Source organism: Actinomadura oligospora ATCC 43269 (assembly GCF_000518265.1).
Lineage (GTDB): Bacteria > Actinomycetota > Actinomycetes > Streptosporangiales > Streptosporangiaceae > Spirillospora > Spirillospora oligospora.
In genome coordinates this window covers 408,443-426,508 of sequence record NZ_JADG01000003.1, presented here as the reverse complement: position 1 = coordinate 426,508, position 18,066 = coordinate 408,443, and the positions used below count along the sequence as shown (strand labels likewise).

At 74.9% G+C, this 18,066-nt stretch carries 2 protein-coding genes (1 of these 2 running past the window's edge); both read right to left on the bottom strand.

Features of this window, described 5'->3' with window-relative positions:
- Positions 1-4,723, bottom strand: partial view of a non-ribosomal peptide synthase/polyketide synthase gene (locus P696_RS0101765; protein WP_026410982.1) — the beginning only. Its footprint begins 14,330 nt before the window's first position; 4,723 of the gene's 19,053 nt are visible here — the first part of the coding sequence; it begins with the start codon at positions 4,721-4,723; the stop codon falls past the left edge of the window.
- Positions 4,720-18,066, bottom strand: a complete 13,347-nt coding sequence (locus P696_RS42580) for a non-ribosomal peptide synthetase (RefSeq protein ID WP_051466578.1) — start codon at positions 18,064-18,066, stop codon at positions 4,720-4,722. Before P696_RS42580 ends, P696_RS0101765 begins: the two co-directional genes overlap by 4 nt.

The window sequence follows — 18,066 nt, the reverse complement described above, 5'->3', positions numbered from 1 at the left end:
TCCAGACGGCGACGAGCGCGACGATCAGGTCGACGTCACGCGGCAGGTGCAGCGCCACGACCGTTTCGGGGCCGAGGCCCTCGTCGCGGAGACGCCGGGCGAGGCGTCCGGCGCGGGATTCGAGGTCGGCGTAGGTGAGGTCGCACCGCCCGTCGGTGACCGCGACGGTGTCGGGGTCGGCCTCGGTCAGCAGTTCGTGGACGCCGCCAAGCCGCGCCCGCAGCGGCTCCGCGCGACGCACGGGCGCGTCCGGGCGGGCGAGGTCGGAGAGGTGGCGGGAGGGGCCGTCCGCCGCACGCTCCAGCACCCTGCACAGCAGGTCGGCGAGCCGCTCGACGGCCGAGGCATCGAACAGCTCGGTGCTGTATTCGAGGCGTCCGGTCAGGCCCGTCTCGGCGCCGTCGTCGGCGAGGACGAGCGCGAGGTCGAACGCGGACGTGTCGCTCGGCACCCGGACGCGCTCCACGGCGAAGTCGCCGAATCCGTCCGTTCCCGGGCCGCCCTGGGCGTAGTCGAACATGACCTGGAACAGCGGGGTGCGGGAGCGGTCGCGGTCGGGGCTCAGGGCGTCCACGAGCCGCTCGAACGGGACGTCCCGGTGGGCGTAGGCGTCCAGGGCCTCGCGCCGCACCCGCGCGACGGCCTCGGCGAAGGTCGGGTCGCCGGACAGGTCGGCGCGCAGGACGAGCGTGTTGACGAAGAACCCGACGAGCCCTTCGGTCTCGGCGCGGTCCCGGCCCGCGACCGGGGTGCCGACCACGACGTCGTCCTGACCCGCGTACCGACCGAGGAGCGCCGCGAACCCGGCGAGCAGCGTCATGAACATCGTCGCGCCCGACTCGCGCGCGACGTCCCGCAGGGCCGCGGCGGTGCTCTCGGGGACGCGGAAGTCGAAGGCCGCGCCCGCCGGGGTGCGGACGGGCGGGCGCGGCCGGGTGGTCGGGAGGTCCAGCGGCGGGGCGTCGGCGAGCCGGTTCCGCCAGTACACGAGACCGTTGTCGAGTTCCGGGCCGTCCAGGTGATCGCGCTGCCAGACCGCGAAGTCGGCGTACTGCACCGGAAGCGGCGGCAGCGGGGACGGCTCGTCCCGCACGGCCGCCTCGTACAGGACGGCCAGCTCGTGCCGGATCAGCCCGGCCGACCACGCGTCCGACACGACGTGGTGCATGCACAGGCTCAGCACCTGGTCGTCCGGGCCGAGGCGGATCAGGCGCGCGCGCAGCAGCGGGCCTTCGGCGAGGTCGAAGGGCTCGGCGGCGTCGGCGGCGACGAGCGCTTCGGCCTGCGGTAGCCCGCCGTCCCGCACGTCGGTGACGGTGAGCAGGCCGGGGCTCGGCGGGTCGACGATCTGGACGGGCTCGCCGTCCACCGCGACGAGCCGGGTGCGGAGCACCTCGTGCCGCTCGACCAGCGCGTCCAGGGCGGCGGCGAGCGCGTCGGCGTCCAGGGGGCCGCGCAGCCGCAGCGCCATCGGCAGGACGTACTCGGCGGACCCCGGCTCGAGCCGGTCGAGGAACCACAGGCGGCGCTGAGCATGGGACAGCGGGAGCGGGCCGCCGTCCCGGCGCGCGGGCCTGACCGGCGGCACGGCCGCCCCCGGTGTCATCGCGTCGACCGCGGTGGCCAGGCCCCGGACGGTCGGATGGTCGAACAGGTCCGCCAGCGTCGCCTCCACGCCGAACGCGGCGCGGATCCGGGACACGACCTGCGTCGCGAGCAGCGAGTGCCCGCCCAGCTCGAAGAAGTCGTCATGGACGCCGACGCTCGGCAGTCCGAGAACGCGCGCCCAGATCCCGGCCAGGATCTCCTCGGCGGGCGTGCGGGCGGCGGCGAGCGCGCCGAGAGCGTCCGGACGGGCGTCCTCGGGCGCGGGCAGAGCGGCCCGGTCGAGCTTGCCGCTCGCGTTCAGCGGCAGCGCGGTCACTTCAACGAACACGGCCGGGACCAGGTGGTCGGGCAACGATGACCGCAGGTGTTCGCGCAGGTCACGAGCGGGTGGGACGCCGTTCTCCGGGGCGGCGGGGACGACGTAGGCGACGAGGCGTTCGTCCCGGGCGAGGACGGCCGCCGCCGCGACGCCGGGATGCGCGACGAGCGTGGCTTCGATCTCGCCGGGCTCGACCCGGAAGCCGCGCACCTTCACCTGATGGTCCAGGCGGCCGAGGTACTCGACCGTGCCGGTGCCGTCCGCGCGCCAGCGGGCGCGGTCGCCGGTCCGGTAGAGGCGGGAGCCGTCGGCGGCGAAGGGGTCGGCGACGAAACGCTCGCCCGTCAGGTCGGGCCTCCCGGCGTAGCCGCGCGCCACACCGACGCCGCCGATGAACAGTTCTCCGGGCACCCCTGCCGCGACCGGCTCCATCCACTCGTCCAGCACGTAGAGCCGGAGGTTCGCGATGGGACGGCCGATGGGCGGCGACCCGGTCGCGTCGGCGGATCGTTCGCACGTCCACGACGACACCTCGATGGACGCCTCGGTCGGCCCGTACAGGTTCTCCACGGCCGCGCCCGCGTGCCGCGCGTGGAACCGCGCGACGTCGTCGCCGGAGAGCGCCTCGCCGCTGCACACCACGAGCCGCAGGCTCGGCATCTCCCCGAACGGCTCGTGCAGGACGAACCGGTGGAACAGCGACGGGACGAAGTGGGCGACCGCGATGTCCTCGTCCTCGATCAGCCGGATGAGGTGGTCGATGTCGCCCTGGCGTCCCGGCTCGGCCATGACGAGGCGTCCGCCGGTCGTCAGCGGCCAGAGCAGCTCCCACAGGGACACGTCGAACGACGCGGGCGTCTTGTGCAGGACGCCCTCACCGGGGGCCAGCGGACGCCGCGCCTGCATCCAGGCGAGCCGGTTGACCAGGCCGCGATGCCCGACCTGAACGCCCTTGGGCCGTCCGGTCGACCCGGAGGTGTAGATGACATAGGCCAGCTGACCAGGACGAACGTCGATCTGCGGCAAGGTGTCGGGGTGAGTGTCGATCTCCGGGTCGTCCGGGTGGACGGTCGCGCAGCCCTCGACGGCGGTGCCGCGTGCGATCACGATCCGGGCGCCGCTGTCGGCGGTCATGTAGGCGAGGCGGTCGGCGGGGTAGCCGGGGTCGAGCGGCAGGTACGCGCCCCCGGCCTTCCAGATCGCCAGCAGCCCGACCGCGAAGTCGAGCCCGCGTTCCAGGCACAGCCCGACGACGGCCTCGGGCCCGACGCCGAGGGTCTGGAGGTGGTGGGCCAGCCGGTTCGAGCGGGTGTGCAGCTCGGCGTAGGTGAGGGAGCGGTCGCCGCAGACGACGGCGATCGTGTCGTCCGGCCTTGTGATCAGCTCGTGCACCGAGCCGACCTGCGGGATCGGCGCGGACGTGGCGTTCCAGGCGGCGACGTCACCGGGCGCCGGGGCGAGCCGGGCCACCGGGCCGGACGGGTCGTCCGCGACGGCCGTCAGCAGTTCGGCGTAGTGCGCGGCGAGCCGCCCGGCGGTCCCGGCGTCGATGACGGCGCGGTCGTAGGTGAGGTTGATCCGCAGCTCGGGTCCGGGCGCGACGACCATCGTGACCGGGTAGTCGGCGCGTTCGCGGGACCGGTTGTCGGTGACCGCCAGGCCGCCCGGCGGGAGGGCGTCGAGATCATCCGCCGGGTGGCTCTCGAAGACGTAGAGGCTGGTGAAGAGCGGCCGCCCGGCCGGGACGCCGCTGCACGCCTGGATCCTGACAAGGGAGGCGTGCTGGTGGCGGCGGTCGCGGGCGTGGTCGTCCTGGAGGCGGCGCAGCCAGTCGGCCACGGACGCGCCGGGATCGACGGACGTCCGGCACGGCAGGGTGTTGACGAGCAGGCCGACCATCGACTCGACGCCGTCCAGCTCCTCGCCGCGCGCCGAGACCGTCACCCCGTACACGACGTCGTTCTCGCCGCTGTAGGCGGCGAGCAGCCGCGCCCACGCGCCCTGCGCGACCGTGTTGAGCGTGAGCCGGTGCGCCCGCGCGACCTCAGCAAGCCGGGTGGTGGCCGCCTCCGGCAGCTGGATCCGGTGGGTGGCGACGCCGCGTTCGCCGGTGACGCCGTCGACGCCGAGCGGGGTGGCCTCGGTGACGCCGTCCAGGCGGTCGCGCCAGTACTCCTCGTCCTCGGCGGGGTCCCGCTCCCCCAGCCAGGCGACGTAGTCACGGAACGGGCGGCGGCCCGGGAGCCGCACCGGACGGCCCGCGCGCAGGTCCTCGTAGGCGGTCAGCACCTCGGTGAGGACGATCTGCGCGCTCCAGCCGTCCAGGAGCAGGTGGTGGTGGCTCCAGACGAGCTGGTGGCGGCGGTCGGCGAGCCGGACCAGGACGATCCGGACCAGGCTGCGGCGGCCGAGGTCGACGCCGCGCGCCCGGTCCTCGGCCATGAGCGCGTCGAGGGCGGTCTCCTGATCGTCCGTGCTCCGGTCTCGCCAGTCGAGTTCGGTCAGTGGCAGCGGGACGGCCTCGGCCGGGGACACCAGGGCGAGGGGGACGGCCGCGTCGCGCTGCGCGACCGTGGTCCGCAGCACGGCGTGCCGGGCGAACACCGTCTCCCACGCGCGGCGGAACGCGCGCGGGTCGAGGTCGCCCTCGACGAGCAGGCCGTGCTGGACCCAGTACACGCCCTCGCCGGGCGCGAGGTCGCTGTGGAAGAGCATGCCGCGCTGGAGCGCGGTCAGGGGGTAGAGGTCGTCGATCGCGCGCGCCGTGCTCACGGCGTCCGGCCGGAAGGTCGTCATGGTCGGTCCCGGACGTCGGCGAGACCGCCCGAGGGCGGTTCGAGGTGGCTTGGGGTTTCGAGGTGGCTTGGGATTTCGAGGTGGCTTTGGATCTGGTCGAGGACGGACTGGTCGAGCCCGGCGGCGAGCGGGAAGTCGGACGGCGTGTAGCCGCCCGCGCCCCCGCCCGCGCAGTGCTCGACGATCCGTCCGAGCAGGTCTTCGTAGCGGTGCGCGAGGCGCTCGACGGTGGCGTGGTCGTGCAGGCGGTCGGAGTAGGTCCAGGTGAGGTCGAGGCGTCCGGCGGCGATCCGGGCGTCGAGCTCGAGGACGTGGCCGCGCGGGCCCGCCGCCGCCCGGTCGGGGCCGAGCGTGGCCGCCGCCCGGCGGAACCGGCCTCCGCCGTCCCGGGCCTGGTGGTCGGTGCGTCCGAGGTAGTTGAAGCCGACCTCGCGGGGTGGCGCGGCGGCGAGCGTCCGGGCGAGGTCGCCGCCTTCGAGGTGCCGGAGCAGGCCGTGGCCGAGGCCGTGGCGTGGCACGCGCCGCAGCGTCTCCTTGGTGTTCCTGATCGCGGCGGCGAGGTCGGACGGCCCTGCGCCTGGTGTGAAGGTGACGGGGTAGAGGGTGGTGAACCAGCCGACGGTGCGGGAGACGTCGATGCCCTCTCCGACGTCCTCGCGGCCGTGGCCTTCGAGGTCGACGGCGATGGACGGCCCGCCCGCCCATTCGGTGAGGGTCAGGGCGAGCGCTGCGAGCAGCAGTTCGGCGGTTCGGGTGCGGTAGGCGCCGGACGCGTCGTTCAGCAACCTCGCGGTCAGGTCCACCGGCAGGCCGCCGGGGACCGTGTGGGCGAACGCGAGGTCGTTCGCGCCGTCCGGACGGTCGCGGGGTAGTCGGACGGCGGGGCCTGGTGGGGCCGTCCAGTGTTCGGCCTCGGCGGCGAGGGCGTCCGACCGGGCGAGTTCGGTGAGGCGCTCGGACCAGCGGCGGAACGAGGTCGTCTTGGCGGGCAGCCGCACGGCCGTTCCGGCGAGCGCCTGGTCGTAGGCGGTTTCCAGGTCGTCCAGGAGGATGCTCCATGACACTGTGTCCACGGCCATGTGGTGGACGGCCAGGAGGATCGTCTGTGTTCCCTCGGTACGGCGGTCGAACAGGACGCAGCGGAGCAGCGGGCCGTTCGCCAGGTTCAGGCCGGTTTGTGCCTTGAGGGCGGCGGCTCGCCGACGTTCTTCGTCGTCCGTCCCGTCGAGGACGACGACCGCGAGGACGTCTGACGGCTCGGGCGGTGCGCAACGCAGCCGGGTGCCGTCGAGGCGCAGCCGGAGCGCGTCGTGATGGTCCAGGAGCGCGCCGAGCGCGACGCGTAGGGCCGCCGGGTCCAGCGGATCGCCGGTCGCCTCCAGCAGGACGGACTGGTTGTAGTGGTCGCGGCGCGGCAGGCCGCGCGCGACGAACTCGTGCTGGATCGGGGTGAGCGGCACCTCGCCCACGACCGGACCCTGCTCGGCCTCGGCCGGGGCTCCGCCGGACCCGCTGGTCGCGTGCCGGGCCAGGTCGGCGACGGTCTGGTGCTCGAAGAGCCGCGCGGCGGTGATCCGCAGCCCGGCGCGCCGGGCCCGCGCGACCGCCTGGATGCTCATGATCGAGTCGCCGCCGAGCTCGAAGAAGTTGTCGTGGACGCCGACCTCGGACAGGCCCAGCAGGTCGGCCCAGATGTCGGCGAGGACGCGTTCGGCCGGGGTGCGCGGCGCGGTCGGCGCGGCGGCGAGGCGGGGATGGTCCAGGCCGGGCGCGGGCAGCGCGGCCCGGTCGAGCTTGCCGTTCGGCGTGAGCGGCAGCCCGGCCAGCTCCACGAACACCGCCGGGACGAGGTGGCCCGGCAGGCTCCGCGCGAGGAACGCCCGCAGCTCGGCGGTCCCCGGCATCGCGGCCCCGGTGTCGCCGGGGACCAGGTAGGCGACGAGGCGTCCGTCGCGTCCGGTGACGACGGCGGAGCCGATCGCCGGATGGGCGGCGAGCGCGGCCTCGACCTCGCCCGGCTCGACGCGGAAGCCGCGGATCTTGATCTGGTGGTCGGCGCGTCCGAGGTACTCGACCGCGCCGTCCGGACGCCGCCGCGCGCGGTCGCCGGTTCGGTAGAGGCGTGTCCCGTCGGCGGCGAACGGATCGGCGACGAACCGTCCGGCGGTCAGGTCGGGCCGTCCGGCGTAGCCGCGCGCGAGCCCGACACCGCCGAGGTACAGCTCACCCGGGACACCCGGCGGGACGGGGCGCATCCAGCGGTCCAGGACGTGCAGCCGCAGGTTGGCGACCGGATGCCCGATCGGCGGGGCACTTGCGTCGTCCCCACGTGCGCACGTCCACGACGACACGTCCACGGATGCCTCGGTCGGGCCGTACAGGTTCTCCACGACGGCGGTCGCGTGCCGTTCGTGGAAGCGTGCGACGTCGTCGCCGGACAGCGCTTCGCCGCTGCATACGACCAGGCGCAGGGACGACGCGTCCGCGAGGGGGGCGTTCTCGACGAACTGGTGGAAGAGGGACGGCACGAAGTGCGTCACCGCGATCCGGCGCTCGGCGATGAGCCGGGCGAGGTGGTCGGGGTCGCCGTGGCGTCCGGGCTCGGCCATCACCATGCACGCCCCCGCCGTGAGCGGCCAGAGCAGCTCCCACAGCGACACGTCGAAGGTCGTCGGGGTCTTGTGCAGGACCCGCTCCCCCGGCTCGAGCCGGTACCGGTCCTGCATCCAGGCGAGCCGGTTCGCGAGGCCGCGATGCGTCCCCTGGACGGCCTTGGGGCGTCCGGTCGAGCCCGAGGTGTAGATCAGGTAGGCGAGTTGGTCGGGATGCGTCGTGACCGCGGGCGCGGTGGCGGGCGCGGCGGCGATCGACGGGTCGTCCGGCGCGAGGACCGGGCAGGGCGCGTCGGGGATCGCGTCGCCGATGACGAGCGCCGCGCCGCTGTCGGCGAGGAGGTAGCGCAGGCGCTCGTCCGGGTGGCCGGGATCGATCGGGAGGTAGGCTCCGCCGGCCTTCCAGATCGCGAGGAGCGCCACCGGGACGTCCTGGCCGCGTTCGAGCCGGACCCCGACGACCGTCTCCGGCCCGACGCCGGCCTCGCGCAGCCGGTACGCGAGGCGGTTCGAGCGTTCGTCCAGCTCACGGTAGGTCAGCGTGCGGTCGCCGAGTTCGACGGCCGGGTCGTCGGGACGTCCGGTGACCATCTCGTGGACACCGCCGACGCGCGGGGTCTGCGCGGACGTGGCGTTCCACTCGGGATCCTCGGCGGGCCAGGGCGCGAGGTCCGACAGCGGACGGTCCGGATCGGCGGCGAGCGCGCCGAGCAGCTCCACGAACCACTCGCCGAGGCGCTCGACGGTCGTCCGGTCGAACAGCGCGGTGGCGTACTCGAAGGTCCCGGCGATGCCGTCCGGGGTGGCCCGGGTGAACAGGGTCAGGTCGAACTTGGCCGTGACGTGCGGCGGGACGATCCGTTCCTCGGTCAGCGCGCCCCCGAACGTGGCCGCGCCGTCGGCGGCGTCCGCGACGCCGAGGTGGTTGAAGAACACCTGGAACAGCGGGGTGCGGCTGCGGTCACGGACCGGCCGCAGGGCGTCCACGAGCTGCTCGAACGGCACGTCCTGGTGGGCGAAGCCGTCCAGCGCCTCGCGCCGCGCGGCGGCGACCAGGTCGAGGAGCGACTCCTCGCCGGTGACCCGCGCGCGGAGCACGAGCGTGTTGACGAAGAACCCGATGAGGTCCTCGGTCTCGGCGCGGTTGCGGCCCGCGACGGGGACGCCGACCGCGACGTCCTCCCGGTCGGCGAGCCGGGCGAGCAGCGCGCCGAACCCGGCCAGCAGCGTCATGAACATCGTCGCGCCGCCGCGCCGGGCGGCCTCCCGCAGCCCGGCCGCGGTCTCCTCCGGGATCGTGAACTCGACCAGCGCGCCCGCCGAGGACCGGACGGGCGGACGCGTCCGGTCGGCGGGAAGGTCCAGGTCGGTGAGCCCGGCGAGGCGGTCCCGCCAGTGGGAGAGCTGCTCCTCGATGACGGCGTTCCGGCGCGGGTCGCGCTGCCAGACGGCATAGTCGGCGTACTGGACGGGCAGCGGCGGCAGCTCGGCTCCGCCGTCCCCCGCGAACGCGGTGTAGAGCGCGGACAGCTCGCGGCGCAGCACTCCGGCGGACCACTCGTCCGACACCACGTGGTGCATGCAGAGGCTCAGGACATGGTCGTCCGGGCCGAGCCGGGCGAGCGTCGCGCGCAGCAGCGGCCCGGCGGCCAGGTCGAACGGGGCGCGGGCGCTCGCGGCGGCGAGGGCGGTCGCCCGGTCGAGCGCGTCCGGCTCCCCGGCGAGGTCCACGACGGCCAGGCGCGCGCCGCCGGGCGGGTCGATGACCTGGCGGGCGACGCCGTCGACCGCGACGAGGCGGGTGCGCAGCACCTCGTGCCGGTCGACGACCGCCGCGAGCGCGGCCCGCAGGGCGGGGACGTCCAGGTCGCCGCGCAGGCGCAGCGCGAGCGGGACGTTGTACTCCGGCGAGCCGGGGTCGAGCTGGTCCAGGAACCACAGCCGCTGCTGCGCGAACGACAGCGGCGGCGCGCCGTCGCGCGCCACGGGCACCAGCGGCGGGCCGTCCGCATCGGGCGCGGCCAGCTCCACGGCCTCGGCGAACCCGGCGACGGTCGGACGGTCGAACAGGTCCGCCAGCGCCGCCTCCACGCCGAAGGCGGCGCGGACACGGGACACGACCTGGGTGGCGAGCAGCGAGTGGCCGCCCAGCTCGAAGAAGTCGTCGTGGACGCCGACGCGGTCCAGGCCGAGCACCTCCGCCCAGATCCCCGCGAGCGACTCCTCGGCGGGCGTGCGCGGCGCGACGAACTCCGTCCCGGCGGCGGCGCGGCCGCCGTCGGGGGCGGGCAGCGCGTCCCGGTCGACCTTGCCGTTCCGGGTCAGCGGCAGCGCGGTCAGCTCCACGAACGCGACCGGGACCATGTAGGCGGGCAGCCCCGCGCCGAGGAACCGGCGCAGGTCGGCGGCATCGGGAGCGCCGTCGGCCAGGTCGGACGGGACGAGGTAGGCGAGGAGACGCCGGTCGCCCGTGTCGTCCCGGGCGACCACGACGGCCTCGGCGACCGCCGGGTGCGCGAGCAGCGCCGCCTCGATCTCGCCCGGTTCGATCCGGAAGCCGCGGACCTTGACCTGCCGGTCGATGCGTCCGAGGAACTCCAGGACGCCGTCCGGGCGGCGGCGCACCCGGTCCCCGGTCCGGTAGAGGCGGGAGCCGTCGGCGGCGGACGCGTCGGGCACGAACCGCTCGGCCGTCAGGTCCGGGCGGTGCGCGTAGCCGCGTGCGACGCCCGCCCCGCCGATGTACAGCTCGCCCGCGACGCCGTCCGGGACGGGCGCGAGTGCCTGGTCGAGCACCGGCAGCCGCATGTTGGCGAGCGGCCTGCCGATCGGGACCGTCGCGCCGTCGGGCAGGTCGCCGACCGGATGCCAGGCGGCGAACGTGGTCGTCTCGGTCGGGCCGTAGCCGTTCACCAGGCGTTCCGGGCCCTCACCTGCGAGGACGCGGCGGGCACTCGCCGGGTCGATCGCGTCGCCGCCGACCACGAGGTTCCGCAGCCCGGCGAAGACGCCGGGGTCGTCGGCGGCGAACCGGTGGAACACGGCCGGAGTCAGGAACAGGGTGGTGACGCCGAGCCGCACGAGTTCCGGACGGAGCCGCTCGGGTGCCAGGAGCGTCCGCTCGTCGATCCCGGCGAGGGTCGCGCCGTTCGCCCACGCGCCCCAGATCTCGAAGGTCGCCGCGTCGAACGCGACCGTGGCCGCCTGCGCGACCACGTCGTCCTCGGTGAGCTGGACGTAGTCGCCGGACGTCGCGATCGCCGTGACGTCCCGGTGGGTGACCGCGACGCCCTTGGGCCGTCCGGTCGAGCCGGACGTGTACATCACGTACGCGAGCTGAGCGGGGTGCGTCGCGATCTCGGGCGCGTCCTCCGGGGCCGTCGCCAGCGCCGCCTGCGTGGCGGGGTCGTCCAGGTAGATAGGGCTGGTGTGCCCGGACGGGACGGTATCGAGCGTTTCGGACGTCCCGACCAGCACCGACGCGCGACTGTCTGCGATCATCAGGCCGAGCCGCTCGGGCGGCAGATCCGGGCTGAGCGGCAGGTAGGCGCCACCCGCGCGGAGCACGGCGAGCAACGCCACGAGCAGTTCGGTCCCGCGTTCCAGGCAGAGCCCGACGACGACCTCGGGCCCGACGCCCACCGCGCGCAGGTGGTGGGCGAGCCGGTTCGCGCGCGCGTCGAGCGCGGCGTAGGTGAGACGGTCGTCGCCGAAGATCAGGGCGGTCGCGTCCGGCCTCCGAGCGGCATGCTCGGCGACCAGCTCGTGAACGCCGCGCGCCGGAAGAGGACGTTCCGGACCGGCGGCGACGGCCCGGTGCGTCTCGTCCACGTCCATCGGACGGAGTTCCGACAGCCGCCGCCCCGGGTCTTCGGCGACGGCGGCGAGGACGGCGGTCAGGTGACCGGCCATCCGCTCCACGGTCGCGCGGTCGAACAGGGCGGTGCTGTAGAGGAACGACCCGGTGAGACCGTCCTCGCCCTCGTTCAGGCTGAGGGTCAGGTCGAAGCGGGCCTCGACCGTCCCGACCGGGAACGGCTCGTTCTCCAGGCCGGGCAGGGCGAGCCGGTCCTCACCGATCCGGTCGAGCGCGAAGAACACCTGGAACAGCGGCGTCCGGCCGAGGTCGCGGTCGAGCCTCAACGCCTCCACGAGCTGCTCGAACGGCAGCTCCTGATGCGCGTACGCGCCGAGCGCCCCGGCCCGGACCCGCGCGACGACCTCGGCGAACGTCGGGTCGCCGGACAGGTCGGCGCGCAGCGCCAGGGTGTTGACGAAGAACCCGATGAGGCCCTCGGTCTCCGCCTGCGTGCGGCCCGCGACGGGCGTGCCGACGACCACGTCGTACTGGCCCGCGTACCAGCGGAGCAGCACCGCGAGCGCGGACTGCAACGTCATGAACATCGTCGCGCCCGACGCGCGCGCGAGCGTCCGCAGGCCCTCGGTGGTGCGGGCGTCGACGGCGAGGTCGACCAGCGCGCCCGCCGACGACCGGACGGGCGGACGCGGCCGGTCGAGCGGCAGGTCCAGGGCGGCGGCGCCGTCCAGGCGGTCCCGCCAGTAGCCGACCAGGTCGTCGAGGGTCCCGCCGGTGAGCCGCTCGCGCTGCCAGACCGCGTAGTCGGCGTACTGCACGGGCAGCGGCTCGAGCGAAGGCTCGGCACCCGCCGCGAACGCCTCGTACAGGACGGCGATCTCGCGCCGCATGACCAGCGCCGACCACTCGTCGGACACGACGTGGTGCATGCAGAGGCCGAGGACGTGGTCGTCCGGGCCGAGGCGCATCAGCAGGCCGCGCACGAGCGGTCCGGTGGCCAGGTCGAACGGCGCGACCGCGTCGGCGTCCACGAGGTCGCGGGCGCGGGCGGCGGGGTCTGGGACTTCCGTCAGGTCGTGCTCGTCCAGCGCGAACGCGGACGGCGGGTCGATCACCTGCCGGGCGACGCCGTCCTCGGCGACGAGCCGGGTGCGCAGGGCTTCGTGCCGTTCGACCAGCGCGTCCAGCGCGGCGCGGAGCGCGGGGACGTCGAGCGGGCCGCGCAGGCGCAGGGCGAGGGGGTTGTTGTACTCGGCGGAGCCGGGCGCGAGCTGGTCCAGGAACCAGAGCCGCTGCTGGGCGAACGAGGGCGGCAGCGCGCGGTCACGTCCGACGGGGACGACCGGGGCCGTCCCGGCGCGGTCGGCGGTGTCGACCAGGGCCGCCAAAGCGCCGACCGTCGGGTGGTCGAACAGGTCGGCCAGGGACGTCTCGACTCCGAGCAGCGCCCGAATCCGGGACACGACCTGCGTGGCCAGCAGCGAGTGGCCGCCCAGCTCGAAGAAGTCGTCGGTGGTGCCGATCCGGTCGCGGTTCAGCACCTCGGCCCAGATCCCGGCGAGGATCTCCTCGGTCGGGGTGCGCGGCGTTGCGAACCCGGCGGACGGTCCCCCGGCCCGCTCCTCGCCCGGATCGGGCAGCGCGGCGCGGTCGAGCTTGCCGTTGGCGGCGAGCGGCAGTTCCGGCAGCGGCACGAAGTCGGTCGGGACCATCGGGTCGGGCAGCGTCCGGCGCAGGAAGGCGCGCAGGTCGGCGGGCGCGGGCGTCCCGGTGTCCGGGTCGGCGGCGACGACGTACCCGACGAGCCGCGGGTCGCCGTCCGGGCCGTGCGCCGTGACGGCCGCCGCGGTGAGCGCGGGATGCGCGGCGAGGGCCTGCTCGACCTCGGCGGGCTCGACCCGGTACCCGCGGATCTTGACCTGCCGGTCCATGCGTCCGAGGAACTCCAGGCGTCCGTCGAGCCGCCACCGGACGCGGTCGCCGGTCCGGTACAGCCGGGATCCGCCGTCCTCGAACGGGTCGGCGACGAACCGCTCGGCCGTCAGGTCGGGCCGTCCGGCGTAGCCGCGCGCCAGGCCCGTCCCGCCGATGAACAGCTCTCCGGGGACACCCCACGGGACGGGGTTCAGCGCGGGGTCGAGGACGTGCAGCCGCGCGCCCGGCAGCGGCATGCCGACGGGCGCGGACCTGCCGTCCGCGAGGGTCTCGGCGTCGAGCCGGACGGTCGTGACGCCCACGGTCGTCTCGGTCGGCCCGTAGTGGTTGAACACGTCCGGGCCGCCCGCCTCTCCGACCAGCTCGCGGGCGAACGGCGTCGGCGTGGCCTCGCCGCCGAGGACGAGCGTCCGCGCGGGCAGCAGGCGGTCGACGCCGCCGTCCGCCGCGAGCGCCGCCAGGTGCGACGGGACGATCTTCACGTGGTCGATCTCGTGCGCGGCGAGGTACTCGCGCAGCAGGACGGGGTCGCGGGCGACGGACGTGTCCGGCAGGTGCAGGACGCCGCCGGACGCGAGGGCCGTGAACACGACCGTGTTGCCGAAGTCGGTCGTGAGCGGCTGGAGCAGTGCGTACCGGTGTCCCGGCCGGTCCCAGCCGAGCAGCGCCGCGACCTCTTCCGCATATGCGGCGACGCCGCGCTGCGTGACCTGCACGCCCTTCGGACGCCCGGTCGAGCCCGACGTGTACATGACGTAGGCGACGCGGTCCAGGCCGTCCGCGGCCATGCCGGGCAGCGGTTCGGGCGGCGTCGGCGGGAGGGCGGCGATCTGGGCCTCGGTGAACGGGTCGTCCAGGACGACCGTCCGGACACGCCCGACGGGCAGGTCGGCGAGCGCGTCGTCGGTGCCCACGACCAGGGACGCGCGGCTGTCGGCGAGCATGAACGCGAGGCGCTCGGCGGGGTGGCCGGGGTCGAGCGGGAGGAACCCGCCGCCCGCCTTCCAGACCGCGAGCAGCGCGATGACCAGGTCAGCGCCGCCGGGCACGCACAGCCCGATCACGGTCTCGGGACCGGCTCCCGCGTTCCGCAGGAACTGAGCCAGCCGGTTGGCCCGAGCCTCCAGGTCGCCGTAGGTCAGCTCGCCGTCCGCGCCGACAAGGGCGAGGGCCTCGGGACGCCGGGCGGCCTGCTCGGCGATCCGCGCGGCCAGGCCGCTCGCCCTTCGCGTCGCGGCCGTCGCGGGCGGGGCGGCTTCCCGGGCGTCCATGAGTGGAAGCGCGCCGACCGGGCGGTGCGGGTCGTCCGCGACGGCGCGCAGCAGGGTGCCGAAGTGCCCGGCCATGCGCGCCACCGTCGCGTGCTCGAACAGCTCGGTGCTGTACTCGATCACGCCGGTGAGCTCGTCGCCGTCCTCGCCGAGGATGAGCCGCAGGTCGAACTTGGCGGCCACCACGCCCGGCAGCGCCGCCGCCGACACGCCGAGGCCGCCGAGCAGCCCGCCGACGTCCGGATCGGCCTGGTTGTAGTTGAACAGCACCTGGAAGACCGGCGTGCGGGACCGGTCGCGGTCCGCGCCGAGCGCGGTGACGAGCTGCTCGAACGGCAGCTCCTGGTGCGCGAACGCGCCGAGCGCCTCGCGCCGCACCCGGGTGAGGACCTCGGCGAACGTCGGCGCGCCCGACAGGTCCGTCCGCAGGGCGAGGGTGTTGACGAAGAACCCGACGAGGTCCTCGATCTCGACACGGCCGCGGTTGGCGATCGGCGTCCCGACGACGATGTCGTCCTGGCCGGAGTAGCGCGCGAGCAGCGTCACGTACGCGCCGAACATGGTCATGAACATCGTCGCGCCGCACTCGCGGCCGATGCCGCGCAGCCGCGCGACGGTCCCGGCGTCCACGCGGAACTCGACGCGTCCGCCCGCCGGGGACCGGACGGCCGGACGGGCGTGGTCGGCCGGGAGTTCGAGCGTCGGCGCGCCCGCGAGCCGTCCCGTCCAGTAGGCGATCTGGCCGTTCAGGAAGTCGCCCTGGAGGCGTTCGCGCTGCCAGGCCGCGAAGTCGGCGTACTGCACCGGCAGCGGAGGCAGCGGCGGCTCGGCACCTCGGACGGCCGCCTCGTAGAGCGTCCACACCTCGCGGTGGAGGATCGCGACCGACCACTCGTCGCAGACCACGTGGTGCATGAGCAGGCTGAGGACGTGCTCGTCCGGGCCGAGCCGGATCAGCCTGCCCCGCATCAGCGGCCCGCGCGCGAGGTCGAACGGCACGGTCACCTCGGCACCGACCAGGGCCCGCGCCTCACCGAGCGGGTCGGACGCCCCGCTCAGGTCGATCGTCTCCAGCTCGAACTCCGTCGGCGGATCGATGACCTGGTACGCGACGCCTCCGTCGTCCACCAGGCGCGTGCGCAGCACCTCGTGCCGCGCGACGACCTCCGACAGCGCCGCGCCGAGCGCGCGCTCGTCCAGCGGCCCGCGCAGGTGCAGCGCGAGCGGCTCGTTGTACTCCGGCGAGTCGGGCGCGAGCTGGTTCAGGAACCAGAGCCGCTGCTGCGCGTACGACAGCGGCATCCGCTCCGCGCGCGGGACGGGTACGACCGGCGGCGCGGCGGGCCCCTCGGCGGCGCGTCCGAGCGCCTCGGCGAGCCCGGCGACGGACGAGTGGTGGAACAGCTCGGCGAGATCCAGGTCCACGCCGAACGCGGCCCGCACCCGCGACATCACCTGGGTGGCCAGCAGGGAGTGGCCGCCGAGGTCGAAGAAGTCGTCGTCCGCGCCGATCGGCTCCACCTCGAGGACCTGCGCGAACAGCGCGGCGAGGGTCTCCTGCGCCGCGTCCCGGGGCGGGACGTAGGGCGTCGCGAGGTCGGGGCGTCCCCGCTCGGGATCGGGCAGCGCGGCCCGGTCGACCTTGCCGTTCGGGTTGAGCGGCAGGGCGGGCAGCGGCACGAACGCGGCCGGGACGAGGTAGTCCGGCAGGCTCCGCCGCAGGAACGCGCGCAGCTCGGTCGTGGACGGCGTGCGCGGCGCGTTCTCGGCGGCCACGACGTACGCGACGAGCCGCCGGTCGCCCGCCGCGCCCCGCGCGACGACGACCGCGTTGCCGAGGTCCGGGTGGGCGAGCAGCGCGGCCTCGACCTCGCCGGGCTCGATCCGCACCCCGCGCACCTTGACCTGGTCGTCGATGCGGCCGTGGTACTCCAGCCGTCCGTCCGGACGCCACCGGACGCGGTCGCCCGTCCGGTACAGCCGGGAGCCGTCGGCCGCGAACGGGTCGGCGACGAACCGCTCGGCGGAGAGCGCGGGACGGTTCCGGTAGCCGCGTCCGACGCCGATCCCGCCGATGAACAGCTCGCCGGGCACGCCCACCGGCATCGGACGCATGAACCGGTCCAGCACGTACAGCCGGACGTTGCCGATCGGCCCGCCGATCGGCGGGGACGGCGACGTGCTGGCCGCGTCGATCACGGCCGAGGCCGCCTCGATCGTCGCCTCGGTCGGCCCGTACAGGTTGCCGACCTCGGCCGGGTGCCGGGCCTGGAAGCGCAGCACGTCCTCGCCGGCGAGGGCCTCGCCGCTGCAGAAGACCAGGCGCAGGTTCGGCATGTCCGCGAGCGCCGGGTGCTGGACGAGCAGCCGGAACAGCGACGGGACGAAGTGCACGACGCCGATCTCGCGGCCCGCGAGGAGCGCGAGCAGGTGGTCGAGGTCGCGGTGCCGTCCCGGTTCGACCACGACGAGCTCGCCGCCCGCCGACAGCGGCCAGAACAGCTCCCACACCGACGCGTCGAACGTCAGCGGGGACTTGTGGACGACCCGCTCCCTCGGCAGAAGCCCGTGCAGGTCCTGCATCCGCGCCAGCCGGTTCAGCACGCCGCGGTGCCCGACCGCGACGCCCTTCGGCAGCCCGGTGGACCCGGACGTGTAGATCACGTAGGCGAGCTGGTCGCGATGGGCCTTCACGGCGGGCGGGGTCGCGGGTGCGGCGGCGACGGCCGCGACGGTGTCGGGGTCGTCGAGGTGGACGACGCGTCCGACGTCCCCGGTGAAGGTCGCGGCGAGGTCGCGGGTGCCGACCACCAAGGACGCGCCGCTGTCGGCGACCATGTAGCCCAGCCGGTCGCGCGGGTAGTCGGGGTCGAGCGGCAGGTACGCGCCGCCCGCCTTCCAGATGGCCAGCAGCGTGACGACCATCTCGATGCCGCGTTCGAGGGCGAGGCCGACGACGGTCTCGGGGCCGACGCCCGCGTCCCGCAGGTGGTGGGCGAGCCGGTTGGCCTCGGCCTCCAGCTCGGCGAAGGTGAGCGAACGGTCGCCGCAGGACACGGCGGTCTCGTCCGGCGTCCGGGCCGCCTGCGCCTCGCACAGCTCGTGGACGGCGTCCGCGTCCGGGTGGGGCATGTCGGTGCTGTTCCACTCGTCCAGGACGAGCCGTTCCTCCTCCGACGACATCACCGGCAGTTCCGACAGCCGAAGCCCCGGATCACTGGCCGCGGCCTCCAGCACGAGCCGCAGCTGCCCGCCCATCCGGACGACCGTGGCCTTGTCGAACAGGTCGGACCGGTAGTGGATCGTGCCGTCCGCGTCGAGCGCCAGATCGCAATCCCGATGCCCCTCCACCTGTGTGAACCGGGCGCGGAGCAGCCCGGCGCGAAGGTCTTCAGGCGGGATGGGCCCCTGCGCCTCGGCCGCGTCCAGATCCTTCTGAACGCCTTCGGCCAGCGCCTCGAACGACGGGTCGCCGGTGAGGTCGCAGCGGACCGCGAACCCGCCGTCCAGCCCGATGACGATGTCGTCCTCGCCCGCGTACCGCCCGAGGAGCACCGCCCAGGCGGCCAGCACCACCGGGACGGGCGACGGCGCGAGCGCCCCGGCCCTCACGAACGCGTCCGCGGGGACGTCCTCCGCCGGACGGATCCGGTCGGTGGGCGGCTTGAGCACCGGAGCGCCCGCCAGCCTCTGCTGCCAGTACCTCAT